This window comes from Roseibium sp. Sym1 (assembly GCF_027359675.1).
Taxonomy (GTDB): Bacteria; Pseudomonadota; Alphaproteobacteria; order Rhizobiales; family Stappiaceae; genus Roseibium.
This window is the reverse complement of the sequence record NZ_CP114786.1, coordinates 2,248,763-2,275,296: the sequence shown is the minus strand read 5'-3', so window position 1 is coordinate 2,275,296 and position 26,534 is coordinate 2,248,763. Positions and strand designations below refer to the sequence as shown.

At 62.4% G+C, this 26,534-nt stretch carries 24 protein-coding genes; 12 read left to right on the top strand and 12 right to left on the bottom strand.

Translation table 11 applies throughout. The annotated features are described in order from the left end of the window. The 3 genes from prfA to O6760_RS10445 all read right to left on the bottom strand — a co-directional run bounded on the left by prfA (position 1) and on the right by O6760_RS10445 (position 4,720). A complete protein-coding gene (prfA, locus tag O6760_RS10455) occupies positions 1-1,074 on the bottom strand; it encodes a peptide chain release factor 1 (protein WP_269585318.1) in 1,074 nt (357 codons plus the stop codon). Positions 1,075-1,128: 54 nt separating this feature from the next. After that, positions 1,129-3,396, bottom strand: coding sequence for a phosphoenolpyruvate--protein phosphotransferase (gene ptsP / locus O6760_RS10450; protein ID WP_269585317.1), 2,268 nt, complete (start codon positions 3,394-3,396; stop codon positions 1,129-1,131). Positions 3,397-3,469: 73 nt separating this feature from the next. After that, positions 3,470-4,720 carry an aspartate kinase gene (locus tag O6760_RS10445; protein WP_269585316.1) on the bottom strand — a complete coding sequence of 417 codons (1,251 nt, stop codon included), beginning with the start codon at positions 4,718-4,720 and terminating at the stop codon, positions 3,470-3,472. A gap of 203 nt (positions 4,721-4,923) precedes the next feature. Here O6760_RS10445 and ubiG point away from each other — a divergent pair, with 203 nt between their 5' ends. The 3 genes from ubiG to O6760_RS10430 all read left to right on the top strand — a co-directional run bounded on the left by ubiG (position 4,924) and on the right by O6760_RS10430 (position 7,130). Continuing rightward, the gene (gene ubiG, locus O6760_RS10440; RefSeq protein ID WP_269585315.1) at positions 4,924-5,685 is read left to right on the top strand and encodes a bifunctional 2-polyprenyl-6-hydroxyphenol methylase/3-demethylubiquinol 3-O-methyltransferase UbiG; all 762 of its coding nucleotides are present in this window, start codon (positions 4,924-4,926) and stop codon (positions 5,683-5,685) included. Further along, positions 5,685-6,380 carry an alpha/beta fold hydrolase gene (locus O6760_RS10435; RefSeq protein ID WP_269585314.1) on the top strand — a complete coding sequence of 232 codons (696 nt, stop codon included), beginning with the start codon at positions 5,685-5,687 and terminating at the stop codon, positions 6,378-6,380. Before ubiG ends, O6760_RS10435 begins: the two co-directional genes overlap by 1 nt. 219 nt (positions 6,381-6,599) lie before the next feature. Then, positions 6,600-7,130 carry a hypothetical protein gene (locus O6760_RS10430; RefSeq protein ID WP_269585313.1) on the top strand — a complete coding sequence of 177 codons (531 nt, stop codon included), beginning with the start codon at positions 6,600-6,602 and terminating at the stop codon, positions 7,128-7,130. 95 nt (positions 7,131-7,225) lie between these two features. Here O6760_RS10430 and O6760_RS10425 read toward each other — a convergent pair whose 3' ends face one another. From O6760_RS10425 to O6760_RS10410, 4 genes are all read right to left on the bottom strand, one after another. Continuing rightward, positions 7,226-7,747, bottom strand: coding sequence for a DUF1178 family protein (locus O6760_RS10425; RefSeq protein WP_269585312.1), 522 nt, complete (start codon positions 7,745-7,747; stop codon positions 7,226-7,228). Next, positions 7,744-8,598 (bottom strand): carbon-nitrogen hydrolase family protein, encoded by an 855-nt coding sequence (locus O6760_RS10420; RefSeq protein WP_269585311.1) that lies wholly within the window; start codon positions 8,596-8,598, stop codon positions 7,744-7,746. The genes O6760_RS10425 and O6760_RS10420 overlap by 4 nt, the downstream gene beginning before the upstream one ends. Positions 8,599-8,661: 63 nt before the next feature. Next, entirely contained in the window at positions 8,662-8,919 is a 258-nt protein-coding gene (gene grxC / locus O6760_RS10415; RefSeq protein ID WP_269585310.1) for a glutaredoxin 3, read from the bottom strand. A 111-nt stretch (positions 8,920-9,030) separates the two neighbouring features. Then, a complete protein-coding gene (locus O6760_RS10410) occupies positions 9,031-9,816 on the bottom strand; it encodes a ComF family protein (protein ID WP_269585309.1) in 786 nt (261 codons plus the stop codon). 163 nt (positions 9,817-9,979) lie between these two features. On the opposite strand from O6760_RS10410, the gene O6760_RS10405 reads away from it, so the two are divergent. Further along, on the top strand, positions 9,980-10,867 hold the full coding sequence (locus tag O6760_RS10405; protein ID WP_269585308.1) for a class I SAM-dependent methyltransferase: 888 nt from the start codon (positions 9,980-9,982) through the stop codon (positions 10,865-10,867). 57 nt (positions 10,868-10,924) lie between these two features. Here the strand turns inward: O6760_RS10405 and O6760_RS10400 are convergent, their stop codons facing one another. The 4 genes from O6760_RS10400 to O6760_RS10385 form a co-directional block, all read right to left on the bottom strand. Further along, positions 10,925-11,164, bottom strand: a complete 240-nt coding sequence (locus O6760_RS10400) for a Flp family type IVb pilin (protein ID WP_269585307.1) — start codon at positions 11,162-11,164, stop codon at positions 10,925-10,927. 29 nt (positions 11,165-11,193) lie between these two features. Next, positions 11,194-11,595 (bottom strand): (deoxy)nucleoside triphosphate pyrophosphohydrolase, encoded by a 402-nt coding sequence (locus O6760_RS10395; protein WP_269585306.1) that lies wholly within the window; start codon positions 11,593-11,595, stop codon positions 11,194-11,196. A gap of 100 nt (positions 11,596-11,695) precedes the next feature. Further along, complete coding sequence (gene argJ / locus O6760_RS10390) at positions 11,696-12,937, bottom strand: bifunctional glutamate N-acetyltransferase/amino-acid acetyltransferase ArgJ (protein WP_269585305.1); 1,242 nt, start codon at positions 12,935-12,937, stop codon at positions 11,696-11,698. A gap of 137 nt (positions 12,938-13,074) precedes the next feature. Beyond that, positions 13,075-13,953 (bottom strand): peptidylprolyl isomerase, encoded by an 879-nt coding sequence (locus tag O6760_RS10385; protein ID WP_269585304.1) that lies wholly within the window; start codon positions 13,951-13,953, stop codon positions 13,075-13,077. A gap of 269 nt (positions 13,954-14,222) precedes the next feature. Between O6760_RS10385 and secA the strand changes: the two genes are divergently transcribed. The 8 genes from secA to O6760_RS10345 all read left to right on the top strand — a co-directional run bounded on the left by secA (position 14,223) and on the right by O6760_RS10345 (position 25,067). Continuing rightward, positions 14,223-16,991, top strand: coding sequence for a preprotein translocase subunit SecA (secA, locus tag O6760_RS10380; protein WP_269585303.1), 2,769 nt, complete (start codon positions 14,223-14,225; stop codon positions 16,989-16,991). Between the two features lie 28 nt (positions 16,992-17,019). Continuing rightward, complete coding sequence (locus O6760_RS10375) at positions 17,020-17,703, top strand: sulfotransferase family 2 domain-containing protein (protein WP_269585302.1); 684 nt, start codon at positions 17,020-17,022, stop codon at positions 17,701-17,703. 221 nt (positions 17,704-17,924) lie between these two features. Continuing rightward, entirely contained in the window at positions 17,925-19,703 is a 1,779-nt protein-coding gene (locus O6760_RS10370) for a B12-binding domain-containing radical SAM protein (RefSeq protein ID WP_269585301.1), read from the top strand. Between the two features lie 229 nt (positions 19,704-19,932). Further along, a complete protein-coding gene (locus O6760_RS10365; protein ID WP_269585300.1) occupies positions 19,933-20,976 on the top strand; it encodes a glycosyltransferase family 2 protein in 1,044 nt (347 codons plus the stop codon). Further along, a complete protein-coding gene (locus O6760_RS10360) occupies positions 20,966-21,397 on the top strand; it encodes a GtrA family protein (RefSeq protein ID WP_269585299.1) in 432 nt (143 codons plus the stop codon). The genes O6760_RS10365 and O6760_RS10360 overlap by 11 nt, the downstream gene beginning before the upstream one ends. Positions 21,398-21,416: 19 nt before the next feature. Beyond that, entirely contained in the window at positions 21,417-22,937 is a 1,521-nt protein-coding gene (locus O6760_RS10355) for a glycosyltransferase family 39 protein (RefSeq protein ID WP_269585298.1), read from the top strand. Beyond that, positions 22,930-24,195 carry an adenylate/guanylate cyclase domain-containing protein gene (locus O6760_RS10350; protein WP_269585297.1) on the top strand — a complete coding sequence of 422 codons (1,266 nt, stop codon included), beginning with the start codon at positions 22,930-22,932 and terminating at the stop codon, positions 24,193-24,195. The genes O6760_RS10355 and O6760_RS10350 overlap by 8 nt, the downstream gene beginning before the upstream one ends. A gap of 74 nt (positions 24,196-24,269) precedes the next feature. Continuing rightward, positions 24,270-25,067 (top strand): alpha/beta fold hydrolase, encoded by a 798-nt coding sequence (locus O6760_RS10345; RefSeq protein ID WP_269585296.1) that lies wholly within the window; start codon positions 24,270-24,272, stop codon positions 25,065-25,067. 167 nt (positions 25,068-25,234) lie between these two features. On the opposite strand, the gene O6760_RS10340 is transcribed toward O6760_RS10345, so the two are convergent. Then, positions 25,235-26,419 (bottom strand): NAD(P)/FAD-dependent oxidoreductase, encoded by a 1,185-nt coding sequence (locus O6760_RS10340; RefSeq protein WP_269585295.1) that lies wholly within the window; start codon positions 26,417-26,419, stop codon positions 25,235-25,237. Between the last annotated feature and the right edge of the window lie 115 nt (positions 26,420-26,534).

Genomic DNA, 26,534 nt, shown 5'->3' with positions numbered 1-26,534 from the left:
TCAAGCCTCTTCGGACGCGAGCAGGCTTGCCTGGTGGTCCATGATCAGTGCGTCGATGACCTCGCCGAGCGCATCGCCCGCGATGATCTGCTCCAGCTTGTAGAGCGTCAGCCCGATCCGGTGATCGGTTACCCGGCCTTGCGGGAAATTGTAGGTCCGGATGCGCTCCGAACGATCTCCGGAGCCGACCTGCAGCCGGCGCGCCTCCGTGCGCTCGCTGGCGGCGCGTTCACGTTCCTCGTCATAAATCCGGGCGCGCAGCAATTGCATGGCCCGTGCCTTGTTCTTGTGCTGCGAGCGCTCGTCCTGCACCGCGACCACGATCCCGGTCGGCATGTGGGTGATGCGCACCGCCGAATCCGTGGTGTTGACGTGCTGGCCACCCGCGCCCGACGCGCGGTAGGTATCAATCCTCAGATCGCTTTCCGAAACATCGATATCGACATCCTCGGCCTGTGGCAGCACCGCGACCGTTGCCGCTGAGGTGTGGATCCGCCCGCCCGATTCGGTAGCCGGCACCCGTTGCACCCGGTGCACCCCCGATTCGAATTTCAGGCGCGCAAAGACATTCTCGCCGGACACGGACGCGATCACTTCCTTGAAGCCGCCGACTTCGCCCTCGCTTGCAGACAGGATCTCCACTTTCCAGCCCTGCAATTCGGCATAGCGCTGATACATGCGGAACAGATCGCCGGCAAAGAGGGCGGCCTCGTCGCCGCCGGTGCCGGCGCGCACCTCCAGGATGGCGTCATTGGAATCCGCCTCGTCCTTGGGAAGCAGGCCGATCTGCACATCCTGGCTCAGGTCCTCGACCCGTTCGGCCAGCTCGTCGCGCTCCAGCTCGGCCAGCTCGCGCATCTCCGCGTCGGTGTCCGGATCCTCCAGCAGCGCCTCGGCGCCCCTGAGATCATCCTCCACCTTGATCAAGGCGCGGATCTTTGCGACCAGCGGCTCCAGCCCCGCATATTCGCGCGAAAGCTTGACATAGACCGCCGGGTCCGGGTTCGCGGACATCAGGTGTTCGATTTCGGCGAACCGGTCCAGCAGGGTGTCGAGTTTGTGACGCGCCAGCATACGCGCTGATTCTCCAGGTGGTTTCGTTAGGACAGTGAGTTAAGCCCGTCTGCGCTACAGGGCAACGTCGGTCTCGGCAGCATAGCGCTTCAGCACTTCGCGGATGTTGCTGTCGTCATGGCCCGGCTCCAGCCGGGGCAGCAGCCGCGCCGACAGACGGCCCACATCCAGCGTGCGCAGCATCGCCTTCACGGGTCCGAGCGAGGCCGGCGACATGGACAGGTCGCGGTAGCCGAGGCCAATAAGGGCCATCGCCTCCAGCGGGCGCCCTGCCAGCTCACCGCACAGCGTCACCGGCACATGAGCCTTATTTGCGGCGTCGACGATGGATTTCAAGGCCCTGAGGAACCCGACACCCAGCGTATCGAAACGCTCGGCAACCCGTGTATTGCCCCGGTCGACCGCGCAGAAAAACTGGAACAGGTCGTTGGAGCCGACCGAGACAAAATCGACATGGTTCATCAATTCGTCGAGCTGGAACAGAAGCGACGGCACTTCAACCATGACGCCAAGCCGGACATTTTCCGGCGTTGCGTGCCCGTGTCGGCGCAGGTGCTTGATTTCCTTGTCGACCAGCGCCTTGGCCTGCAGGAACTCGTCGACCACGGCCACCATCGGGAACATGAGCTTCAGGTCCCGGCCGGCCGCTGCATGCAGCAACGCCCTGATCTGCGTGCGCAGCAGACCCGGGCGGTCAAGACCCAGGCGCAGCGCCCGCCAGCCCATGGCCGGGTTTTCCTCCTGGATCGAACGCAGATACGGCAACACCTTGTCGCCGCCGATATCGAGCGAGCGGAACGTCACCGGCCGGCTGCCGGCGGCATCCAGGACCTGGCTGTATTGCGCCTGTTGCTCGCGCATGCGCGGGAAGCTCGAGGCCACCATGAACTGGAGTTCCGTGCGGAACAGGCCGACACCGGCCGCGCCGGCTTCCTCCAGGTGCGGCAGGTCGACCAGCAGCCCGGCATTCATCTGCAGGGAAAACTCGACACCGTCCTTGGTGACCGAAGGCTTGTTGCGCAGCCGGCGGTACTGCGCTTGGCGCCGCGCCCGGAAGCGGACCTTTTCCGCATAGGCGTTTTCAAGATCGACAGCCGGGCGCAAGTGAACCTCGCCGCTGTCGCCGTCCACGATGATCGCGTCGCCACCATCGGCCAGGCTGACGATGTCGTCGACCAGTCCGACGGTCGGAATGCCGAGCGCGCGCGCGACAATGGTCACGTGGCTGGTCGGTCCGCCTTCCTCGAGCACGAGGCCGCGAATCCGGTCCCGGCCGTAATCCAGCAATTCCGCCGCGCCCATGTTGCGGCCGACAATGATCGCGTCCTGGGGCAGCTCATCGAGGCCCGGCCCGTGTTCGCGCCCCATCAGTTCGCGGATCAGCCGGTGGGCGAGGTCGTCGAGGTCATGCAGGCGTTCGCGCAGGTAAGGGTCGGTCTGGCGCAGCATCCGAGCCCGGGTGTCGCTCTGGACCTTTTCGACAGCCGCTTCGGCGGTCAGGCCGTTCCTGATCGCTTCCTCGATCTTGCGGATCCAGCCCCGGTCATAGGCAAACATGCGATAGGCTTCGAGCACTTCACGGTGCTCGCCGGTCGCCGCGATCTCGCCGCTGGCCAGAAGATCGTCGATGGACAGGCGCAGCCGGTTGATGGCCCCGTCCAGACGGCCCTTTTCCTTGTCGCTGTCTTCCGCGATCAGGTTGGTGACGACGACGCGGGGTTCGTGCAGCACCACATGGCCCAGGCCGACGCCCTCGGACAGGCCGGCGCCGTTGGCGGTGATCGGACGGGACAGATCCAGGCCGGTGTCCTTCTGGGCGATTGCTTCCAGCTCGCCGGCAGCCACCATTTCGGCAATCACCATCGCCGTGGTCTGCAGTGCCTCGACTTCGTCCTCCAGGTAGGTCCGGTGGGACTGGTTCTGGACAACAAGGACGCCGAGCGTGCGGCCGGCTCTCAGGATCGGCACACCGAGAAAGGAATTGTAGGCTTCTTCGCCCGTCTCCGGCAGATAGGCAAAGCCGGGATGCGCACTGGCATTGGGCAGGTTCAGCGGCCGGGCCTCGGCGGCAATCAGGCCGACAAGGCCCTGTCCGACGCGCAGCGAGGCATTGTGGACCGCCTCGCGATTCAGGCCCTCGGTGGCATAGAGTTCAAGAACCCCGTCCGCGCGCAGGATATAGACCGAACAGACCTCGGCCACCACGTTCGACGCGATCAGCACAACGATCTTGTCGAGTCGCTCTTGCGCCGTAATCGGCTCGGCCATGACTTCACGAAGCCGGCGGAGCAGAAGGCGCGGTCCGGCCAGGTTGCTGCGCATTGCGCCCCCGATTGATCCCGCTTCAGTCAAGCCGTGGCTCCGAATCCCCGCCGGAGCCAGCCTGCCGGATTGTTTATCCATCCAACCCGTATAGCGAATGGAGAGTCCGAACCGCAAGTTCCGCATAGGCGGAATCGATCAGTACGGAGATTTTGATTTCCGATGTGGTGATGGCCCGGATGTTGATCCCCTTGGAGGCAAGCCCCCGGAAACACTGGGCCGCAATGCCCGCATGCGAGCGCATGCCGATGCCTATGACGGAGACCTTGACGACATCGGTCGCCCCTTCCAGCTTCTGGAAACCGATGGCCTCGCGATTGTCTTCCAGAACCTTTTTGGCCCGCGCGTAGTCGCTCTCGGGAACGGTGAAGGTCATGTCCGTGGTCTTGCCGTCCGGCGAAATGTTCTGGACGATCATGTCCACGTTGATGCTCGCGTCCGCGAGCGGCCCGAACACGGATTCGGCAACGCCCGGCTTGTCGGCCACGTCACGGAGGGAGATCTGGGCTTCGTCCTTGGCATAGGCAATGCCGGTGACAACCTGCTGTTCCACGAGTTCGTCCTCGTCGCAAATAAGAGTACCAATCGGATGGTCGTTCTCGCCGACCTGCGGGGCATCCGGATCGTCAAAGCTCGACCGCACGAACGTCCGGACGCCGTGGATCATGGCCATTTCAACCGAGCGCACCTGCAGCACCTTGGCGCCGAGCGAGGCCATTTCGAGCATTTCCTCGAAGGAAACCCGCTCCAGGCGTTGCGCCTTCGGCACGATGCGCGGGTCTGTCGTGTAGACCCCGTCGACATCGGTATAGATATCACACCGGTCGGCCTTGATCGCCGCGGCGATGGCCACGGCGCTGGTGTCGGAACCGCCCCGCCCGAGCGTTGCGATGCGGTTGTCCGGCGCGACGCCCTGGAACCCGGCCACGACCGCGACCTGTCCCTGCTCCAGCCGTTCACACAGGAAGCTGCCGTCGATATCGCTGATCCGGGCAGCCCCGTGATTCTCGTCCGTCTTGATCGGGATCTGCCAACCCTGCCAGGAGCGGGCATTCACGCCCATGTCCTGAAGCACGATCGCCAGCAGGCCGGACGTGACCTGCTCGCCCGACGCGACGACCGCGTCATATTCGCGGGCATCGTGCAGCGGCGAGGCCTCCCGGCAGAATTCCACCAGCTTGTTGGTCTGCCCGGCCATCGCCGAAACAACCACGGCAACCTGGTGCCCGGCATCCACTTCCCGTTTGACATGGCGGGCAACATTGCGGATGCGATCAAGATCGGCAACCGAAGTTCCGCCAAATTTTAAAACCAGTCGGGCCATACCACTCGTAAACTTTGTAAGATGTCGTGACGCCGCCAAGGCGCCGGATGGATCGGCGCACATGCATACAGGCTGCGTCCCTTTGCTGCAACTGGCTGATCGAGGCGTTCACTTGACAAAAGGTCAAAGACGCTGAACGACAGCTAAAGATTTGTCATACGGCGGAAGGCGCACACGTCTTCGTGCCGAGAAAGGACCGAGCAATGACCGGCAGCGCCGAGGCAACCACCGGAACGATCGACAGCGAGGAAGTCGCACGCTTTTCGGCGATGGCCGACGAATGGTGGGACCCGACAGGCAAATTCAAGCCGCTGCACAAGTTCAATCCCGTGCGCCTCGCCTATATCAAGCAGGAAGTCTGCCGCCGGTTCGAACGGGATCCCAAGGCAGCCGACGCCTTCAAGGGGCTGCGCTTTCTGGACATCGGCTGCGGCGGCGGACTGTTGAGCGAACCGATGGCGCGGCTCGGCGCCGAGGTCGTCGGCGCGGATCCGTCCGAAACCAACATCGAGATCGCCCGGCTGCACATGAAGAGCTCCGGTCTTCAGATCGACTACCGCGCCGAAACCGCGGAAGCGCTCGCTGACGCGGGCGAAAGTTTCGATGTCGTGCTCAATATGGAAGTCGTCGAGCATGTTGCCGATGTGCCGCTGTTCCTGGAAGCGACCAGCCGCATGGTCCGCCCGGGCGGCCTGATGTTCGTCGCGACCATCAACCGCACGCTGAAGGCCTATGCACTCGCCATTGTCGGCGCCGAATATGTGCTGCGCTGGCTGCCGCAGGGAACCCACACCTATGAAAAGCTGGTACGGCCCCCTGAAATAGAAGGCCCGCTGCAATCGGCCGGACTTGCCGTGATCGACCGCACGGGCGTCAGCTACAATCCGCTCACCGACAGCTGGAACCAGTCTCGCGACATGGACGTGAACTACATGCTGCTGGCGGAACGGGCGCAGGACCTCTGATGAGCGAGCCGATCCTGTTCATCCCCGGCCTCTTGTGCACCGAGGCCCTGTTCGCCAAGCAGATCGTCGCCTTTGCCGACCGGCCGATCATGGTCGCCGATCACCGGGAACATGACAGCATCGCCGACATTGCGGCAAGCATCCTGGAAGAGGCGCCCGAGCGTTTCTCGCTGATCGCCCTGTCGATGGGCGGTTACATCGCCATGGAAATCATGCGCGTGGCTCCCGGGCGTGTTGCAAAGCTCGCCCTGCTCGACACCAATTCGCGGCCGGACGGCAAGGAACAGGCGGAGCGGCGGCAATTCCTGATCGAAATGACCCGCAAGCGCGGTTTCAACAAGGTGCCGCATCTGCTCTTTCCCGGCTTTGTGCATGAGCAGCGTGAAGACGACGAAGACCTGAAGGCAATCGTTGTCGACATGGCGAAGGAGACCGGACCGGAGGCCTTCATCCGCCAGCAGACCGCCCTGATCAACCGGATCGACAGCCGGCCGAGACTGGGCGAGATCACCTGCCCGACCCTGGTGCTGGTCGGCGACGGTGACCGGCTGACGCCGCCCGACATTGCCAGGGAAATCCATGAGCACATTCCGGGCAGCGAACTGGTCCTGATCGAGGGCTGCGGCCACCTGTCTCCCCTGGAGGCGCCGGATCAGGTGACCCGGACCCTTCGGGACTTCCTGAACCGCACCTGAAACGCGCAAATGCCCTTTTAATGCGCAATCTGAAAAATTCGTAACTCGCTTTTGATCCGGATCAAAGTTAGGCCTTGAGGCTAAGGTACAGTTACGTCACCCTGAGGCGGGGACCGGACCTCACGCGAGCGGGTTCGCGGAACCGGAAAGCAGGACGACCGGGACGGACAGCGCCCAGGCGCCTGCTGCACATCACGCCAAACACACGGAGGATCTTTCATGCCCACGAAGCGCAATACGGGTGCCTTCGACTTCAGCACCATGATGGCCGACTGGCCCGGCATGAGTGACTGGCCGATGCCTGCCTTCTCGAACTGGGCCTTTGCCGAGCGCGAGGACAAGATGGAAGCCAAGGCCATCGCCAGTTTCCAGAAAATGGGCCAGACCATGTGGACCCATGCCGAACAGGCGTTCAGCGACCATATGGATTTCGTTTCCCACCGGCTTCATGAAGATTTCGAATGCGCCAAGTCCCTGAGTCAATGCGTTGCGCCGGAAGAAACCATGGCGAAGCTGCAGGACTTCTATTCCAAGATGGCAAACGAGTACCAGCAGCATTTCGAAAAGCAGGCTGCCCTTTTCCGTGACAGCTTTTCCGAAAACGCCGCCGCGGTTGAGGAACTCAACGAAACGGCCATGGAAAGCGTCAGCGAACTGAGCAAGGCCGCCGAGGAGAGTCTCGAAGAGGTCAAGCAGGCGGCCGGGAAATCGACCAGCCGGCGCAAAACCGCAACAACCGCCAAGTCGTAACAGGGCAAGCGGTCCTCGCGGACCAGGGTACGAACCCCTGGGATTTGCAGGAGATTCCTGTCAGGCCTTCGCGCATTGCGCGGAGGCTTTTCCGATCAGTTCTTGTCGTCGGGCAGATCCGGCAGGGGAAACACGGAGATGCCTTCTTCCATCAGGGCCTCGGCATCCTTGGGTGTGGTTTCACCGTAGATGCTGCGCTCTTCGGCTTCGCCGTAATGGATCTTGCGGGCTTCCCTGGCAAAGTTTTCGCCGACATTCTCGGAATTCTCGACAATGCGCGTGCGCAGCAGACGGAGTGCCTCGACCACTTCCTTCTGTTGCAGGTCCTTGGGCAGAAGGGCCGAAGGCTGCATCGCCGCGGCCTGGGCCGGCGCTGTTCCTTCCGGCTTGGCCGCAGCCTCTTGCGCAAGCATCTCCGTTCGGGCGGCATCGGCGAGCGAGTCCCTGCTGCGGGCCGTGGAAACGGCGGGTGCCATCAGGCCTTTCCTGACGTCATTCGAACCGCAGACCGGGCAGGACACCAGATTTCGGCTGCACTGAAGGTCAAAGTCTCCGGAATTGCGGAACCAGCCTTCGAATGAATGGGCATCATCGCATTGAAGCGTGTACTTGATCACGCCGGGATCTCCTTCCGGGCCTCGGCAATATGGCAGCCGAACTCCCGTTCATTGGCAATGGCGGGGATCCGCGCACGCGCCTTGGCGACTTGTTCCGTATCGATCTCGGCCAGCATGTAACCCGGTTCATCTCCGTCCAGTTCAGCGATCACCTTGCCCCAGGGATCCACCACGAGGCTGTGTCCGAAGGTTTCGCGGCCATCTTCATGCGTACCGCCCTGGGCTGCGGAGATGACGTACGCCCCGTTCTCGATGGCGCGAGCGCGCTGTAGCACATGCCAATGCGCTTCGCCAGTCTGGCGCGTGAACGCCGCCGGAGCGGTCAGCACCTCGGCCCCCTGACGCGCCTGTGTCCGGAAGATCGCCGGAAAGCGGATATCGTAACACACCGCCATGCCGACCCTGCCAAGGGGAAGATCGGCAATCACGGTCCGGGTACCCGGCTCGTAGGTGGCCGATTCCCGCCAGCTCTCGCCATTGGGCAGGTCCACGTCGAACATGTGGATCTTGTCGTATGTCGCCAGGAGAGACCCGTCCGGACCGATCAGGAAGGCGCGGTTGGCCACCTTGCCGTTGCCGGCGAGGACGGCGAGCGACCCCAGATGCAGGTAAATGCCCAGATCCGCGGCCAGAGATCTTGCCATGTTCAGGAAAGGATCGGTGCCGGCTTCGCAAATCCGGTCAAGCAGTTCCTCGCGGCTTTTCACCAGCACGTTCGACATTTCAGGCGTCTGAACATACTGCGCACCGTCCCGGGCCGCTGCCCGGATCAGGTCCGCGGCCGTTTCGGCATTGGCGGCCACAGACTTGCCGCTGCGAAGTTGAACACATGCTGCCGTGAATGAGGTCATCCGACCGCTTACTCCCGTCTAGGATTTTTGAGGCTGTGCGTCTGGGGCACCGCTCCAAGTTAATCAGGACGCGAGCAAGGCGTCCAGTTTGCCGGCCCGCTCCAGCGCGTGCAGGTCATCGCAGCCGCCGACATGGGTTGTTCCGACAAAGACCTGGGGGAAGGTCGACTGACCATTGGCCTTTTGTACCATTTGCTTGCGCAGACCGGGGTCGAACGTCGCGTCATGTTCCTTGTAGGAGACCCCCTTCTTGTCGAGCAGCCTTTTCGCAGCCGTGCAAAACCCGCAAAGTTGGCGCGTGTAGATCACCACTTCAGCCATCAAGTCCAATCCTTTTACCTTGGTGGCCGCCAGCCGGAATTCGAGGGGCCGCACCAGTTCCCGGCGTTATATGCGTGCGCGGCGCAGAAACTCAAGAGACTGTCGAAAAGGTTACGGGAGATCACGGCCGCGCGCCGGTTGCGTGTTCGGATCCACCAGCGCGAAGGTCAGCACATCAACGGATGCGGCGCCGGCGCCAAGCAGACACCTGACACAGGCGGTCACCGTGGACCCGGTGGTCAGGACATCGTCGACCAGCACGAAATGCCGCCCCGGAACGGCACCCAGCCGACGGGCATCGAGCGCGAACGCCGTGCGGACATTCCTGCGCCGGTCCCCTGCCGTCAGGCCGACCTGCTGGCGGGTGCGCTTGAGCCGTTTCAGAAGCAACGGCTCGTACCCGGTTCCGGTTTGCCGCGCCACTTCCCTGGCGAGATCCGCCGCCTGGTTGAACCGCCGCGTCAGACGCCGGGTCCAGTGCAGCGGCACCGGGACGATGAGACTGTCGGACTGAAACAGTTCCTGACCCGACCGAACCATCCAGCGCGCCATGGGACGGGCGAGTTCGCGCCTGCGCGAGAATTTCAGGGAAAGGACCAGTTGCCGCGCGGGACCGTCGTAAAAGGCAACGGCACGCAACCGGTCGAAGAGCGGCGGAGCGGCAATTGCCTGCGGTCCCCATGCGCCCGCACCGACATCATAGGAAAACGGCGTGCCGAGCCGCTGGCACCAGGGCCTTTCCAGAAACGGCGTTTCCCGCCAGCAGGTCGCGCATATCCCCTCCGTCACGCCCACCCGCGCATCACAGCTCAGGCAACGGCGTGGCAGAAGGCCATCCAGGACCGAACCGGCGGCAAACCGGGACAGGGCAAGGAAACGTCCACCGGTCGGCGACAAGCACGGGCTCCCGTTTTTCGTTCATCAGCGAAGGGAAACTACCATGAATTGCACCGGGCCGGAATTGGTGTTCAATCCTGGCTTCTGCGCTGCCCGTGCTTTGACGTCCACGGCCGGATACCATATGTGACCGCAATGATCCCGAAGAAGGCCGAGAGATCCCTTGAGCGCACAGCCAGACCTATTTGATCGTCCGCTCTTTCAGAGCCGCCGGAAGCGCGCCCTCAAGGGCGCAAAACCCGGTGCGGATTTTCTTCTTGAAACCGTGGCCGAGGACCTCTCGGACCGGCTGCTGCTGATCAACAGGCGTTTCGGGACGGCCGTCGATCTGGGCGGCCACACCGGCCGGATCGCACAGGCCATCGCCGACTCGGGCAAGGCCGAAACCGTGCTCAGAGCCGATCTCCTCGTGGCCGATCCCGCCCTGCCGCCGCCCGACCTCGTCTGTGACGACGCGCTCCTGCCCTTTCGGGACCAAAGCGTCGACCTGATCGTGTCGGCGCTCAACCTGCAATTTGTCAACGACCTGCCGGGCTGCCTCGTCCAGATCCGCCGGGCACTCAGGCCTGACGGCCTGTTCCTGGCGACGCTCGCCGGGGCAGGCACTTTGAGCGAACTCCGCGACAGCCTCACCCGGGCGGAACTGGAGATCCGTGGCGGGGCCGCCGCGCGCGTGATGCCGTTTGCCGACACCCGCGATCTCGGCAGTCTGCTGCAGCGGGCAGGGTTCGCGCTTCCGGTCACGGACATCGACACTTTCACCGTGCGCTACGATACCCTGTTCGCGCTGATGGCCGATCTCAGGGCCATGGGCGCGACCAGCGTGCTGAGGGACCGCAGCAGACCCCCCTTGAATCGGCAGGTCCTGTTGCGCGCCGCGGAGCTTTATGCCGAAAACCATGCCGATCCGGACGGCCGGATCAGGGCCACCTTTGCCTTCGTGACGCTCCTGGGCTGGGCGCCCCACGACAGCCAGCAGAAACCGCTGCGCCCTGGCAGCGCCAAGACACGGCTGGCAGACGCTCTCGGTGTGCCGGAACGAAAATTGTAAGGAGGAAGGGATGCCGGCTGGCTCCAACGATGCCGGTCGTTACTTTGTCACGACAGCCTAGCCGCCGCTGCCGCCATCTGTCGCCAGAACGGCGTCGAGCGTGCTCACGACCGCGCCGAACACGTCGTCCCGCAAGGTCTCGCCGATCGCGCCGAAACCCGCGATGATAATGATACCGATAATGGCGACGATCATGCCATATTCCATGGCGGTGGCGCCGCGTTCGTCATGCAGGAAGCGCAGAACAAGACGTCTGGCGGGTCTAAAATCGATCGGCCCGGTTTTCAAATCGAACACTCCCTGCCCGCAGGCATGACATCACGGCGTCAAACGGCTTCCTGCAGATGAGGGATGAGCGGTTCGTCGGCCGCCGGCATCGGATAGTCCCTCAGCCTGGCAGCACGCACCCACTTCAACGCCTGATTTTCGCGTCCATGCGGGATACCACCCCATCTACGACAGATGAAAAGTGGCATAAGTAGGTGAAAATCTTCGTAAGAATGACTGGCGAAAGTGAGCGGAGCCAGACACGCTTCGTTAACTTCTATGCCGAGCTCCTCGTGCAGTTCCCGGATCAATGTCTCCTCGGGCCGCTCACCCGCCTCGACCTTGCCACCGGGAAATTCCCAAAGACCCGCCATGGATTTCCCTTCCGGTCGTTGAGCCAGCAGAATGCGGCCGTCGACATCGACAAGGGCGCAGGCCGCGACGAGCACGATCTTGGTCATAAGCAAGTGTCCGAATTCGAAGCGGCCGCGTAACGCCGCGTTAAGTGTATTTGCGAAAGCACCGTCAGAACTGCGAAGCCTGGAACGAAGCCGCAGGCGATCAGCTGCGGTAGTCACCGTTGATGGCGACATATTCCTTGGTGAGATCGCAGGTCCAGACCGAGGCCTGTCCGGATCCCAGACCGAGATCCACCCGGATGACGATCTCGTCCTCCTTCATGACGGCGGAAGCTGCCGCCTCGCTGTAGTCCGGGTCCCGTTCTCCTTCCACGGCCACCCGCACGTCGCCGAACCAGATGGCGAGCCGGTCGCGGTCCGCGGGTTCCCCGGCCTTGCCGACCGCCATGACGACACGTCCCCAATTGGCGTCCTCGCCGGCGACAGCCGTCTTGACGAGGGGGGAATTGGCAATCGACAGCGCAATTTTCTTCGCCGAGGCATCGCTTTCGGCGCCGTCCACGCGCACTTCGACGAATTTCCGGGCTCCTTCGCCGTCGCGGACAATCTGGTGGGCAAGATCGACCATCACGTCCGCGAGCGCCGCCCGCAATATGTCCACCCGCGGATCGTCAAGCGCGTTCACCGGATCGACACCGTTCTCCGTGGCGGTTCCCGTGGCAAAGAGCAGGACCGTGTCGGACGTGGATGTGTCGCTGTCGACGGTGACAGCGTTGAAACTGCCGTCCACCTCGCCGCTCAACAGCGCCTGCAGCACGGCCGGCGCGATCGGGGCGTCGGTGAAGATAAAGGACAGCATCGTCGCCATGTCCGGCGCGATCATGCCCGCGCCCTTGGCAATCCCGTTGATGGAGACCGTGACACCGTCGAGTTCGACGGTGGCCGTCGCCACCTTGGGATATGTGTCCGTGGTCATGATCGCCCTGGCGGCATCGAGCCAGGACGCGCTGCCCTGGTCCGCCTCCAGCGCATCGACCACGCCGGAAAACTTTTCGGCCGGAAGCGGCTCCCCGATCACCCCGGTCGATGCCAGGAAGATCTCGCTGTCCGGACAACCAAGCGCCCCGGACACGATCTGTGCGGACAACTCAACGGCCGCCTTGCCCCTCTTGCCGGTGAAGGCGTTGGCATTGCCGGAATTGACCAGCAGCGCCCGCGCCGTTCCGCCGCCGATACGGTCCTTGCACCAGTCCACCGGAGCGGAGGAACACCTTGATTTTGTGAAGACACCCGCGACCGACGTGCCTTCGGCCACGGTGGCCAGCAGAACATCCGTCCGGCCCTTGTACTTGATCCCCGCCGATGCGGTGGCAAAGGCAACGCCCCTGATCTCCGGCATGTCCGGATAGGAAGCGGGCGCAAGGGGGGAAACGGTCGTCGACATCGAAGCAGTCCCGGTCAGAAAGAGAACAAGGAGTCTCTAGAGCATGTTTTTTGGGGCCGCAATGGCCTGCGGATCCGGCCAGCAAAAAACCCGGCAGCGGGGAGCTGCCGGGTTCCGGATCTCAGCGGTGCGTCGCCTTATTCGGTGGCTTCGGTTGCCGGTGCGTCTCCGGCGTTTTCCGCCTTCGCAAGGTCCTCATCGATAATCTCGATGGCGACCTTGTCCTTGAGCTCGGCCATGCGCGCATCATAGGCTTCACGCATCAGCTGCTGACGCAGGCCCTGGGCAACATCTTCCAGGCTCGGCTTGTCCTGGCGGCGCTTGTCGTCCAACCGGATGACATGCCAGCCAAACTGGGTCTCCACAGGCTCCTTCGTATAGGAACCGGTCTCCAGGGCAAGCGCTGCATCCTCGAACGGCTTGACCATCTGGCCCTTGGCGAAATAGCCGAGGTTGCCACCGTTCGGGCCCGAGGGGCCGGTCGATTTTTCACGCGCCAGCTCGGCGAAATCCGCGCCCTCGTCGAGCTGCTTGATGATTTCCTCGGCTTCCGCCTTTTCCTTCACCAGGATGTGACTGGCGTTGAGTTCCTCAGCGCCTTCGAAATCCGCGAATTCCTTGTCATAGGCCGCCTTGAGATCTTCTTCCGAGATATCGGCGTTGATTTTCTGACCCAGATACGCATTGCGCAGGGCCCGAAGCTGCAGGAATTCCAGCTGCTTCTGGAAGTCCGGATCCTTGTCGAGACCGGCTTCACGGGCCGCGTGCGCCATCAATTCCATATCGATCATCACGTCAAGCAGCAGCTTGCGCCACTGGGTCGGCGGAAAACGCTGCAATTCCTGGCCGAGATCCTGGGCGGCAAATGCCATATCGGCTTCCGTGATTTCCGCGTCGCCGACCTTGGCAACGACATCGCCGGGCTCTTGCGCGGACAACGAGGCGGATCCGAGCGTCAGGGCCAGGAAGGAAACGGCAAGCGCCTGGGCCGGCCTGCGCATCGAAATTCGGAACATGAGAAGTCCTTTACCTATCGGAATGGTATTCTTTCAGCCCCCGCTCGAAGGAGGGCGTCGCTACTTTGCGCATTCCAGCGGCGTTGACAAGCATTCAGCCCCCTCTTATCTGTCGAGCGTTCTGGCTTTCAGGCCGGGATGGCATCTTTTCGGCCGCGTTCACCGGCCAGCGCGTTGCGCTTGGCGGCAACGTGGACAGCAATTGAGACGATTTCATGGGCAGGCGCCGGAATGCCAGTTGGCGCCGCCCTTTAGGGAAGGACCGCCACATGGCTGGCCTTGGCGCTTTAGCACGTAAGATTTTCGGTTCGGCGAACGACCGGAAGGTAAAGACATTTCGGGCAGGGGTCGAACAGATCAACGCCCTCGAACCGGAAGTTCAGGCGTTGTCGGACGAGGCCCTCAGGGCCCGCACCGACGAATTCCGGACCCAGCTGAAAAACGGCGCGAAACTCGACGATCTTCTTGTCCCGGCCTTCGCAACAGTCCGCGAGGCCGCCCGTCGTGCTCTCGGCCAGCGCCACTACGATGTGCAGCTGATCGGCGGCATGGTGCTGAATTCCGGCCAGATCGCCGAAATGCGCACCGGTGAGGGCAAGACGCTGGTGGCAACGGCGCCGGTCTATCTCAACGCCCTGACCGGCCGGGGCGTTCACGTGGTGACCGTGAACGATTATCTGGCGCAGCGCGACAGCGAGTGGATGGGCCAGGTTTACAGGTTTCTCGGCCTGACCGTCGGCTGCATCACCCACGGCCTCAGCGACGAGGAACGCCGTGCGGCCTATGCAGCGGACGTGACCTACGGCACCAACAACGAATTCGGCTTCGACTACCTCCGCGACAACATGAAGCACGACCGGGCGTCGATGGTTCAGCGTGAACATGCCTATGCGATCGTTGACGAGGTCGACTCGATCCTGATCGACGAAGCCCGTACCCCGCTGATCATCTCCGGTCCGCTGGAAGACCGCTCCGAATTCTACAACACGGTCGACGCGTTCATTCCGAACCTGACCGAAGAGGATTACGAGCTCGACGAAAAGGCGCGTTCGGCCACCTTCACCGAGGCGGGCAACGAAAAGCTCGAAGGCCTGCTGAGCGAAGCCGGCCTGCTGAAGGGCGATTCCCTTTATGACGTGGAAAACGTCTCGGTCGTGCACCACCTGCAGCAGGCGCTGAAGGCGCACAAGCTGTTTCAGCGCGACAAGGACTACATCGTCCGCAATGGCGAAGTCGTCATCATTGACGAGTTCACCGGCCGCATGATGCCGGGCCGCCGCTTCTCGGAAGGCCTTCACCAGGCCCTGGAAGCCCGCGAAAAGGCCCATATCCAGCCGGAGAACCAGACGCTCGCCTCGATCACGTTCCAGAACTATTTCCGCATGTATGACAAGCTGGCCGGCATGACCGGCACGGCGTCGACGGAAGCGGACGAATTCGCCGACATCTACAAGCTGGACGTGGTCGAGATCCCGACCAACATGCCGGTCAGCCGGATCGATGACGACGACGAGGTCTACCGGACCGTCCAGGAGAAGTTCAACGCCATCGTCACGCTGATCGACGACTGCAAGGAACGCGGACAACCGGTTCTGGTCGGCACGACGTCCATCGAAAAATCCGAGATGCTTGCCGAAATGCTGAAAAAGCACGGCTACAAGCAGATCGATCTCAGCGACCCGGCCGCATTTGCCGCCGCCCAGAAAACAGATGACGGCAAGACCAAGGCCTTCGCCGTCCTCAATGCCCGCTATCACGAGCAGGAAGCCTTCATCGTCGCCCAGGCAGGTCTGCCGGGTGCCGTGACCATTGCCACCAACATGGCCGGCCGCGGCACGGACATCCAGCTCGGCGGCAACGCCGACATGCAGATCGAGATGGAACTGGGCGAGATGCCGGAAGGCGCTGAACGCAGCGCACGGGAAGCCGCCATCCGGGACGAAGTCGAGGCGCTCAAGCAAAAGGCGCTGGCCGCGGGCGGCCTATACGTGATCGGCACCGAGCGCCACGAAAGCCGCCGTATCGACAACCAGCTGCGCGGCCGCTCCGGCCGTCAGGGCGACCCGGGCCATTCGAAGTTCTTCCTGTCGCTGCAGGATGACCTGATGCGCATCTTCGGTTCCGAGCGCATGGATTCCATGCTGCAGAAGCTCGGCCTCGAAGAAGGCGAGGCGATCATCCACCCCTGGATCAACAAGGCGCTGGAAAAGGCGCAGCAGAAGGTCGAGGCACGCAACTTCGACATCCGCAAGAACCTGCTCAAGTTCGACGACGTGATGAACGACCAGCGCAAGGTCGTCTTCGACCAGCGTATCGAACTGATGGACAGCGATGCCATCCAGGACGCGGTCAGCGACATGCGCCAGGACGTTGTCGAGGACCTGGTCTCCAACCACATCCCGGAGCGCGCCTACCCGGAACAATGGGACACGGACGGCCTGCAGGAAGAGGTGAAGAAATATCTCAACCTCGACCTGCCGATCAAGGACTGGGCCGCCGAGGAAGGCATTGCCGACGAGGAGGTCAAGGACCGTCTGCGCAAGGCCGCCGACGAGACCATGGCCCAGAAGGTCGCCAAATATTCACCGGACATCATGCGGCAGGTGGAAAAGGCGATCCTCCTGCAGACGCTCGACAACCTCTGGCGCGAGCACCTGGCCAATCTCGATCACCTGCGCTCCGTGGTCGCCTTCCGCGGCTACGCCCAGCGGGATCCTCTCCAGGAGTACAAGACAGAGGCCTTCACGCTGTTCGAATCCATGCTCGCGCAACTGCGCCAGATGACAACGGCCCAGCTGCTGCGCGTGGAACTGGTGACCGAGCAGCCGCCGCAAATGCCGGATGAGCCCGAAATGCATCCCCATCACATCAACCCGTTGACCGGGGAAGACGAGATGGCACTTGCCGACAGCCAGCAGGGCGCTGCCGCCGCGCGCGATCCGAACAATCCCGCAAGCTGGGGCAAGGTCGGCCGCAACGAAGCCTGTCCCTGCGGATCGGGCAAGAAATTCAAGCACTGCCACGGCGCTCTCGTTTGAGTGCCGCGGCAACATCCAGATACCCTTTATGAGACACTCGCTGAAGAAGGCTCAGCTCTTCCTGAAGAACCGGCGGCAGCCGAAATGCTGTTTCATCTGGATCCCCAAGACCGCGGGCACGTCATTTTTCAACTGGCTGCGTGACGCGATCGGCATGGAAGAACTGCTCGACCGCAAGACCGTTCCGACATTCCCGAATGTCGGCGCGGTCACCTTCGGGCACTATCACTATGCAACGCTTGTGGAACTGGGCATCGTCTCAAGGCGCTACAACAGGAGCTCCTACAAGTTCGCCGTCGTGCGCAATCCCTATACGCGGGCGATTTCGCTCTACAACTACATGCTGGACAAAAAGAAGATCGAGCAGATTTCCTTTGAGAAGTTTCTCGATGACGTTCACATGAAGCGGCCGCCGGTTGGACCTTACAACTCCTGGGGCCTGTCCCAGACCAATCCCCAGATAGACTGGCTGATTTCTCCCAAGGGCGGCCTGATCACGGATCAGGTCTTCCGCTTCGAGAACCTTGACAATGTCGAGGCGGAGCTGTCGGCGCGGCTCGGCTTCACCCCCAAGTCCAGCCTGCCCAAGTTGAACACGTCCAAGCCGTCCGGACAGTTCGAGGACAAGATCCTCAACAACCGGGAAAACATCGACAAGATCAACGAGATCTACAAGCGCGACTTCCTCTGGTTCGACTACGAGATGCTATAGGGCCAGGACCGGCAAAACGATACCGGAACGGCAGCTTGCGCCTTACCGCACAGGACGTTTCTGCATTGCACACGTTTCCTTGTGTCGGCGCCGCGCTTCCTTTACGGTGCGTCACGAGCAACAAGCTCGTGCAGGGGTACTCGGAAACAACAATAACGACAAACCGGAAATGCCATTTCCGAGGATAGCCATCCCCTGCGCGCCAGCGGAGGTCAGGCGGTATGGGTACGTTTCACATCGAGATCATCAAGCCGTCCCACTACGATGACGACGGTTATGTCCTGCAGTGGTGGAAGGCCTGGATTCCTTCCAACTCCATGGCCTGTCTCTATTCGATCGCCCAGGATTGCGCAGAGCGCAAAGTGCTCGGTGAAGACACCCGAATATCGGTCAACGCCTATGACGAGATGACCATGCGTGTACCGCTTGGCCAGATCATAAAGAACACGAAGGACAATGGCGGGATCGTCTGCCTTACCGGCGTACAGTCCAACCAGTATCCGCGGACCCTCGACATTGCCCGCCAGCTCCGGCGCGAGAACGTGACCGTCATCATGGGCGGATTTCATGTGTCCGGGTGCCTGTCGATGCTCAAGGAGATTCCGCCCGACCTGCAAGAGGCTCTCGACATGGGCGTGACCCTGTTTGCGGGCGAGGCGGAGGAGCATTTCGAAAGCCTGTTGCGCGACGCCGCGCAAAACAGTCTGAAGCCGATATACAACGTGATGAACGACCTGCCCGGTCTGCAGCACCAGGTGCCGCCGCTCCTGCCGGAAGCCATCGTGCGGAAATATGACGGCAAGCTGTCTTCCTTCGATGCCGGGCGCGGGTGCCCCTTCCAGTGTTCCTTCTGCACGATCATCAACGTTCAGGGACGCAAGTCCCGCTGGCGGGACGCGGACGATATCGAAAATCTGATCCGGGCCAACCATGCCCAGGGGATCCACTCCTTCTTCATCACCGACGACAATTTTGCCCGGAACAAGAACTGGGAACCGATCTTCGACCGGATCATCCAGCTGAAGGAGCAGGACGGTATCCGGATCCACTTTCTGATCCAGATCGACACGCTTGCCCACCGGCTGCCGAATTTTGTCACAAAGGCGGCCCGCGCGGGCTGCACGCACGTCTTTATCGGGCTGGAGAGCATCAATCCGGAAAATCTCGCCCATATGAAAAAGGGCCAGAACCGCATCACGGAATACCGCAGGATGTTCCAGTTGTGGAAAGAGGCCGGCATCATGACCTATGCCGGCTTCATCATGGGCCTGCCGAACGACACACCCGAAAGCATTCGCAGGGATATCGAGATCATCAAGCGGGAGTTGCCCGTCGACATGCTCGAATTCACGATGCTGACCCCGCTCCCCGGATCGGAGGACCACCAGAAGCTCTACGAAAGCGGCACCTGGCTCGACCCGGATCTCAACCGCTACGATCTGGAACACACCACCTGTGAACATCCGCTGATGAGTCCGGAGATCTGGCAGAAGACCTACAGGGACATCTGGGACTGGTACTATACCGACGAGCATGTCGAGACGCTGATGCGCCGCAATGTTGCCTATGGCATCAAGCCCGTGCGCGTCTGGCGCCTCTGTCTGCAGATCTACGGTGCCATGCGGTTCGAGGGCGTTCATCCGCAACAGTGCGGGTATTTCCGCTACAAGGATCCCCATCAGCGCAGGCCCGGGTTCCGCCGCTGGCCCGCGGTTCTTCACTATCCTGCTTTCGCGATGGAAAGCCTCGCCAAATACCTGCGCTTCGGCCTGTATGGCTGGAAGCTGCACAGGATGCGCAAGCGGATCCAGAAGGATCCCGCGAATGCCACCTACAGCGATTTCGCGATCCAGCCGGTGGAAGACGCCGAGGCCGAGAACCTGGAGATTTTCAATCTCAACGACGCCTCCAGGGAAGCGGTTGCCAAGGCCAGGCGGCAAAAGGAAATTTTGGAAAAAACAAAAAGCGCGGATGGCGGGATACTGGAAAAAGCACAGTAGAATCAATCTATTGAGATCAGGTCTCTTTCGCGAAAGCTGGAGTGGAGCCGTGGAGGTGAATGCGGCTCTTTCGCCGGAAAGTCCACCTGAGAGACAGTCCCAGTCCATCGAAACGCCCACCGCGATCCCGTTCCGTCCCGACGGAATTCAGGACAGGGCAAAGACATGACTGGCCTTTTTGTGTCATTTCCGGCAGTTTGCGCCGAATATCACAAGAACCTGACGGTCCATGCAGCCAAAATCCGCTACTGAAATCTACGTGAACCGGCGACAGGCAACGCGCCCCCAGTCGCCGCTTCTGAGCCTCGTTGTGCCGGTCTTCAACGAAGAAGACGTGATCACCCATTTCCTGGAGGCCACGCGGCCGGTGCTGAACCAGACCGGCCTGGCCTACGAATATGTATTCATCGACGACGGCAGCCGCGACAGGACCGCGGAGATCCTGTCGCAAGAACTGGCGGGCGGCCTGCCCGGACGGCTCCTGGGCCTGTCGCGCAATTTCGGCAAGGAAGCCGCCCTGTCTGCCGGGCTGGAAGCGGCCAAAGGCGATATCGCGGTCATCATCGATGCCGACCTGCAGGACCCGCCCGAACTCATCCTCCAGATGCTGGACGGATGGCGGGCCGGCTATGATGTCGTATATGGCCTGCGCGTCGACCGGTCGTCCGACACGCTGATGAAGCGTTCGACCGCGGGCATGTTCTACCGGCTGTTCAACCGGCTCGCCAATATCGACATGCCCGCCAACGCCGGCGACTTCCGCCTGATCGACAGGGTCGTGATCGACGCGCTCATGAAGTTGCCGGAACGCAATCGCTTCATGAAGGGACTGTTTGCCTGGGTCGGCTTTCAGACCATGGCCATTCCCTACGAGCGGCCGCCGCGAAAAGCCGGCGCGGGCAAGTTCAACTACTGGAAACTCTGGAATTTCGCACTCGACGGTCTGACCGGTTTCACCACACTGCCGCTGAGGGTCTGGTTCTACGGCGGGGCACTGGTCTCGGTCGGCGCCTTCGCCTACGCACTCTATCTGACGCTGCGTGTCCTCATTGGCGGTATCGATGTTCCCGGCTATGCGTCGCTGATGGTCGCGCTGCTGTTTTTCTCCGGGGTGCAGCTGCTGTCGATCGGCATGATCGGAGAATATATCGCCCGGCTGTTCAATGAAGCCAAGCAACGACCGGTCTATGTCCTGCAGGATGTCATCGAGGGAGCACCGGCCAATGTTGACGCCGCAAACGGCCAGGCGGACGAGCAGGCTGATGTCCGGTAGAACGCGGCACGAACGGCTGAGGACGGAATCCGCGGCAGCGGGCAAATTCGCCATTGTCGGCGTGCTCGCCACCCTGACCCACACTGTCGTTGCCGCCGGCATGCTGCAGTCAGGCACGCTTTCCGCCTTCCCGGCCAATATCTGCGGTTTCCTGACGGCCTTTGGCGTCTCCTTCTGCGGGCATTACTTCTGGAGCTTTGCCCATCTGCGCCAGCAGGGAAAGGCGCTGAAAAGCATGATCCGGTTCCTGATCATCGCCCTTTCCGGATTTGCCGTGAATTCGTTTGTCCTGGCGCTCTGGCTGGAGCTCACACCGTGGCCGGACCTTCTCGGCCTCCTGGTCTCGATCGCCATCGTGCCGGCCCTGTCTTTCCTCGGAGCGCGGCTGTGGGCCTTTTCCCATCGCCCCGCAGAAACCTGATCCTTCACGAGACACTTGCATGACGGCATCGCGCGCAGCCCTGATCTATGGCGGACTGATCTGTCTCTTCTACGCCCTCGTTCCGGCCCTGACCTTTCCCACTCCGCCGCTCGATGTCGTCGAAGGGTTCGCCTGGGGGCGGGAACTGCAGTTGGGCTATACCAAGCACCCGCCCATGCAGGCCTGGCTGCTCGAAGCGAGCTACAGGCTGACCGGAGGCGGGACCCAGGGAGGATACTGGCTGAGCACGATCTGCGCCGCCCTTGGCTATCTGTTCATCTGGAGGCTCGCCCGGCGCCTGGGCCTGTCACCCTGGCAGGCTTTCTGGGCCTTGGCCCTGACCAGCGTCACCTTCTATTTCACCCTGCCGATGCCGGAATTCAATCCGAACATCCTGCAGGTGCCGGTCTGGGCCGGGATGATGCTGCTTTACCACCGCGCCCTTGAAAAGGGCCGTCCGGGCGACTGGATCCTGCTTGGCGCGCTCGCCGCCTTCGGTCTCTACACCAAGTATTTCGTTGCCCTTCTGATCGGCACGATCGGTCTCTACACCCTGGTTTTTGCAGATGCCCGGCGCCACCTCTTCACGCTGGGGCCCTGGGTCTGCGCGCTCACCTGCATCCTCCTGCTCGTCCCGCACCTGATGTGGCTGCTGCAAACGGATTTCCTGACCCTGCAATATGCCGCCAGCCGCAGCAATCCGGCTGGATCGCTTGTGGATCATGTATTCAATCCGCTGAATTTCCTCGGCGCGCAGATCGGCAACCATGGCGGTCTCCTCCTGGTGGTGCTGGCCGGTCTCGGCTGGCGGGAAGTCCGTCTGCTGAGCGCGCGGCGGTCACGGAACCTGCACCGGCTGGCGCCTCCGCAGGACCGCTTCCTCTTGTGGTTCGCCTTCGTTCCGCTCACCGTTGTCGTGCTGGCATCCGCCCTGACCGGCAACGAGTTCGAGCACATGTGGGGCACGCCGATGTTCGTGCTCTCCGGCATGGTGGCGGTCAGGTACCTTGCCCTGCCGGCGCTCTGGACCTTTCCGCGCCGGGCATTCGCCGCCGTGGTCGCCATCCAGGCGATCTTTCTGGGTGTACTGTTCGGCCAGGCGGTGCTCGAACCGCTCTGGAAAACCAAGCACACCCGCATCCATTACCCCGGACGGGAAATCGGCGAGGATCTCGCCCGGATCTGGCGGCAGGAAACGGGAACCGACCTCGCCTACGTCGCCGGCGACATGTGGTCGGCCGCCAACGTATCGCTCTATGCGCCGTCGCGCCCGTCCATGTACTACCTGCACAGCCACACGCTCTCCCCCTGGATTGACCTGGTGGACATCCAGAAGAAGGGTGTGATGATCGTCTGGCGCGGCGACAGCGAAAAGCCGCTCGACGAGCTTCTCGCCTATTATCCGGACGCGGTCCGGGACGGGTCCGCAACGTTCTCCTACGGTGCATACGGCACCATACCTGACGTCACGGTGAACTGGATGATTGTCCCTGCGGGCAAGGTTGCGGACACGCCGGTGAATTCAGGTACGCATGAGTGATCACCGTCTGGAAACCGGCACCAAACACCACTACCTTGGCGCCATGATCAGTATGGCGGACATTGACGGCATCGAGGACTGGCTTATCGGCCAGGCCCTCGGCACACCCGACATGGCGGCGATGTTCGGCGAAATGTGCGAACGCCTGCGCCAGTGCAATGTGCCGGTTGACCGGGCCATGCTGGCCTGGTCGACCCTGCATCCGCTGATCGAAGCCGAAATCGCGTTCTGGGAAAGCGGCAACGCGGTCCAGCACGAAACCATCGAGCACTCCGCCGAAGAGACCGAGGACTGGCTGAAGAGCCCGGTGCGCGCGGTTCTGATCAGCGGCGAGCCGATGCTGCGCCGCCGGCTGACAAACGCCAACGCCCCGACGGAATTCCCGCTGCTGGAACGTCTGGCCGAAACCGGCTACACGGACTATCTCGTGATGCCGACCGCATTCGACATTCCCTCCATCCCGAGTGAATTCACCAAAACGGGACTTGTCGTCAGCTGGGCCACCCGCGAAGCGGCCGGCTTTTCCGACGATGCCCTGACCGCCATCAACTATATCCAGAAGCGGCTTGCGCTGGCGGCCCGCGCCACGCTGGAAGGCCAGATCAGCAGAACCATTGCCGAGACCTACCTGGGCAAGATCGCCGGCGGCAGGGTCCTGAGCGGCCAGATTCGCCATGGCGATGGCGAAACCATCGACGCGGTGGTCTTCTTCTCCGACATGCGCAATTCCACGGCCATTGCCGAGTATCTCGGCCCGGATGACTACCTGACCTTCCTGAACACCTATTTCGAAGCCACTGCCGGAGCCATTCTGGACCGGGGCGGCGAGGTCCTCGACTTCATCGGCGATGCCGTGCTGGGCGTGTTTCCCATAGGGCCGAGCGGGCTGAACGATGCCATTCAAGCGGCGATCGAGACCGCAGACGAAAGCCGCCGCAGGCTTGAGGCGCTAAACGCCGATCCGGCTCTGGCACATCCTCTGAAGGCCGGCATCGCGCTGTCGGTCGGTTCCGTGATGTTCGGCAATATCGGTGTGCCTCACCGGCTGACCTTCTCGGTCATCGGCCAGACCGTCCATGCCGCGGCCCGCATCGAAAGCCTCACCAAGACCGTCGGAACGGATGTGCTGATGACGGAGGACATCGCCCGGCTGGCCGGACAGCGATCACGGCCGGTCGGCGCGTTTGAACTCAGCGGCTTCAACGCCCCCCAACCGCTTTTCGCACTCGAGGCAACAGACCCTTCCGGCCGGTCATGACACCGGCATACGCCTTTCCAGGCACCTCCCCGACACACACGCCAAGACACACAGCGCCAAGATAAGCAGACACCATGACAGATCTCAGCCCGAATGCCCCCAAGCACCTGCCTTTCCGCCAGCAGGACTCAGACGGTCCGGATGACGGCGCGCCGGTCATCCTGCTGCACGGTTTCGGCGGCGACCGGAAGACCTGGATGAACATCCAGACCGGCCTCGCCCCTCACAGGAGTTCGATCGCCTTCGACCTGCCGGGACATGGCGAAGCCCTTGACTGGCCGCGGATCGGCAACGCGGGGATCGCCGCCAAGGCGGTCACCCAGTCCCTCGAAGCGCTCGAGCTCACGCGGGTGCACCTGGTCGGCCATTCGATGGGCGGCGCCGTGGCGGCGTTGATAGCGCTACGCAACCCGGAACTGATCGCCAGCCTGACCCTGCTCGCTCCCGGCGGCTTCGGGCCCGAGATCAACCACCGTCTGCTGCGCCGCTATGCGGCGGCGACGGACACGGAAACCATGGAAATTCTGCTGGAGCAGTTTTTCGGCTGGGAATTCAAGCTGCCGAAATTCCTGGCAGTGACCGCTGCCGAAAGCCGGGCACGGCCGGGCGCGGCGGCGACACTCCAGGCAATCGCCGACGAGATCATCGACGGCTCGGTGCAGAAGACCCTGCCGCGCAACGAACTGGCCGCCCTGACCATGCCGATCAAGGTGGTCTGGGGCACCCAGGACCGCGTCCTGCCGACCCGCCAGGCCCACAAGCTGCCCGGCACGGTCGCCACCCACATCTTCGAGCGGGTCGGCCACATGGTGCATCTGGAGATCCCGAAGGAAACGACCCGGCTGATCCTGCAGAATGCAGGGACAAGCTAACCGTTTCTCCGCGTTCGGGCCTTACCCAAAACACTCCCCTCATCCTGAGGAAGCGCGCAAGCGCTGTCTCGAAGGATCGGACACTTGTTCCAGAATTTGCAGCCGACCCTTCGAGACGGACCTGCCGGTCCTCCTCAGGGTGAGGCATCGTTTGCAGTTAGTCTGGCTCAGGCGGCCGGCAGCAGGTCGTCGCGCCAGGTCTCGCCGATGACCCGGCGTGCCATCATGTGCGAACGCGGCGAGTTGATGCTGTCGACGGCGATCAGCCGGCCACCCTTGAGATAGGCGACATAGAATTTGCTGTCTTCGGGAGACCCGACCACCCGGGTGTCATCGTAGCCTTCCGACAGGCCGGCGATTTGCAGCTTGATGTCATACTGATCGGACCAGAACCACGGCAGGGGATCATAATCGACCTCATTCCCAAGCAATGCCTGGGCCACCGTCTTGGCCTGGTCGATGGCGTTCTGGACGCTTTCCATGCGCACGGACCGCTGGTAACGGCTGGAATAGAAGCGGGTACAATCGCCTGCCGCGAAGATATCCGGATCGCTGGTCTGGCCGCAGCCATCCACAAGGATGCCGTTGTCGACTTCCAGTCCGGCGTCATCGGCCAGCCGGTCATTGGGTTCGGCTCCCACGGCGACCAGCACGAGTTCTGCTGGAACCGTTTCGCCGTCCGCCAGTTTCACGCCGGTGACCGCTTCGTCGCCGACAATGGCTTCAAGGCCCGTGTTCAGCCTCAGGTCGACGCCCTTGCCGCGATGCAGCTTGGTGAAGAAGTCCGACACCGCCTCGCTGACAACGCGCTTCATCGGCCGGTCGAGCGCCTCTACCACGGTGACGTCCTTGCCCAGGGAGCGGGCCACGGCGGCGACCTCCAGGCCGATATACCCGGCACCGATAATGGCAATGCGCGAGCTTGCCTGCATCATGTTCCGGATCACGTCGACATCGGCAATGGAGCGCAGTGTCACGACGCCCGTCTTGTCGGCACCATCGAGCTTCAGGAACCGGGCGTTGGTGCCAGTCGCCAGGACAAGCTTGCCGTAGGGCAGCGTGTCGCCGCTCGCCAGGGAAAGGCGCTTGGCGGCACGGTCGATGGCGACCACGCGCGTGTTGGGGATATGATCGATCTTGTTGGTGGTGAAGAAGGCCGGCGGACGCAGCCAGAGGCCTTCCGCGCCGATTTCTCCGGCCAGGAACTTCTTGGAAAGCGGCGGCCGCTGATAAGGCGGATGGGGTTCGTCACCGATCAGACGCAGCGGCCCTTCGAATCCGCCCTGCCGAAGGGATTGGGCAACCTGCGCACCGGCCTGTCCGGCACCGATGATGACGATCTCTTCCTGCATTCCGTTCCGCCCTCTTCCTGATGGCCTGCGCGGCCTGTTCCGGAAGGAATGGCTAGCACGAAGAAAACGTCTCCGCCAGAAGGGCGAAACGCCGCGTCGGAACCGGCGCGGCGTT

Coding starts and splice junctions, on each gene's coding strand:
- O6760_RS10420 (WP_269585311.1), bottom strand. CDS start 8,598: ATGACCTCATTCACGGCAGCATGTGTTCAACTTCGCAGCGGCAAGTCT.
- O6760_RS10340 (WP_269585295.1), bottom strand. CDS start 26,419: ATGCAGGAAGAGATCGTCATCATCGGTGCCGGACAGGCCGGTGCGCAG.
- argJ (WP_269585305.1), bottom strand. CDS start 12,937: ATGTCGACGACCGTTTCCCCCCTTGCGCCCGCTTCCTATCCGGACATG.
- O6760_RS10395 (WP_269585306.1), bottom strand. CDS start 11,595: ATGACCAAGATCGTGCTCGTCGCGGCCTGCGCCCTTGTCGATGTCGAC.
- O6760_RS10365 (WP_269585300.1), top strand. CDS start 19,933: ATGCAGCCAAAATCCGCTACTGAAATCTACGTGAACCGGCGACAGGCA.
- secA (WP_269585303.1), top strand. CDS start 14,223: ATGGCTGGCCTTGGCGCTTTAGCACGTAAGATTTTCGGTTCGGCGAAC.
- O6760_RS10385 (WP_269585304.1), bottom strand. CDS start 13,953: ATGTTCCGAATTTCGATGCGCAGGCCGGCCCAGGCGCTTGCCGTTTCC.
- grxC (WP_269585310.1), bottom strand. CDS start 8,919: ATGGCTGAAGTGGTGATCTACACGCGCCAACTTTGCGGGTTTTGCACG.
- O6760_RS10430 (WP_269585313.1), top strand. CDS start 6,600: ATGCCCACGAAGCGCAATACGGGTGCCTTCGACTTCAGCACCATGATG.
- O6760_RS10435 (WP_269585314.1), top strand. CDS start 5,685: ATGAGCGAGCCGATCCTGTTCATCCCCGGCCTCTTGTGCACCGAGGCC.
- ptsP (WP_269585317.1), bottom strand. CDS start 3,396: ATGCGCAGCAACCTGGCCGGACCGCGCCTTCTGCTCCGCCGGCTTCGT.
- O6760_RS10360 (WP_269585299.1), top strand. CDS start 20,966: ATGTCCGGTAGAACGCGGCACGAACGGCTGAGGACGGAATCCGCGGCA.
- O6760_RS10345 (WP_269585296.1), top strand. CDS start 24,270: ATGACAGATCTCAGCCCGAATGCCCCCAAGCACCTGCCTTTCCGCCAG.
- O6760_RS10370 (WP_269585301.1), top strand. CDS start 17,925: ATGGGTACGTTTCACATCGAGATCATCAAGCCGTCCCACTACGATGAC.
- ubiG (WP_269585315.1), top strand. CDS start 4,924: ATGACCGGCAGCGCCGAGGCAACCACCGGAACGATCGACAGCGAGGAA.
- O6760_RS10350 (WP_269585297.1), top strand. CDS start 22,930: ATGAGTGATCACCGTCTGGAAACCGGCACCAAACACCACTACCTTGGC.
- O6760_RS10355 (WP_269585298.1), top strand. CDS start 21,417: ATGACGGCATCGCGCGCAGCCCTGATCTATGGCGGACTGATCTGTCTC.
- O6760_RS10375 (WP_269585302.1), top strand. CDS start 17,020: ATGAGACACTCGCTGAAGAAGGCTCAGCTCTTCCTGAAGAACCGGCGG.
- O6760_RS10445 (WP_269585316.1), bottom strand. CDS start 4,720: ATGGCCCGACTGGTTTTAAAATTTGGCGGAACTTCGGTTGCCGATCTT.
- prfA (WP_269585318.1), bottom strand. CDS start 1,074: ATGCTGGCGCGTCACAAACTCGACACCCTGCTGGACCGGTTCGCCGAA.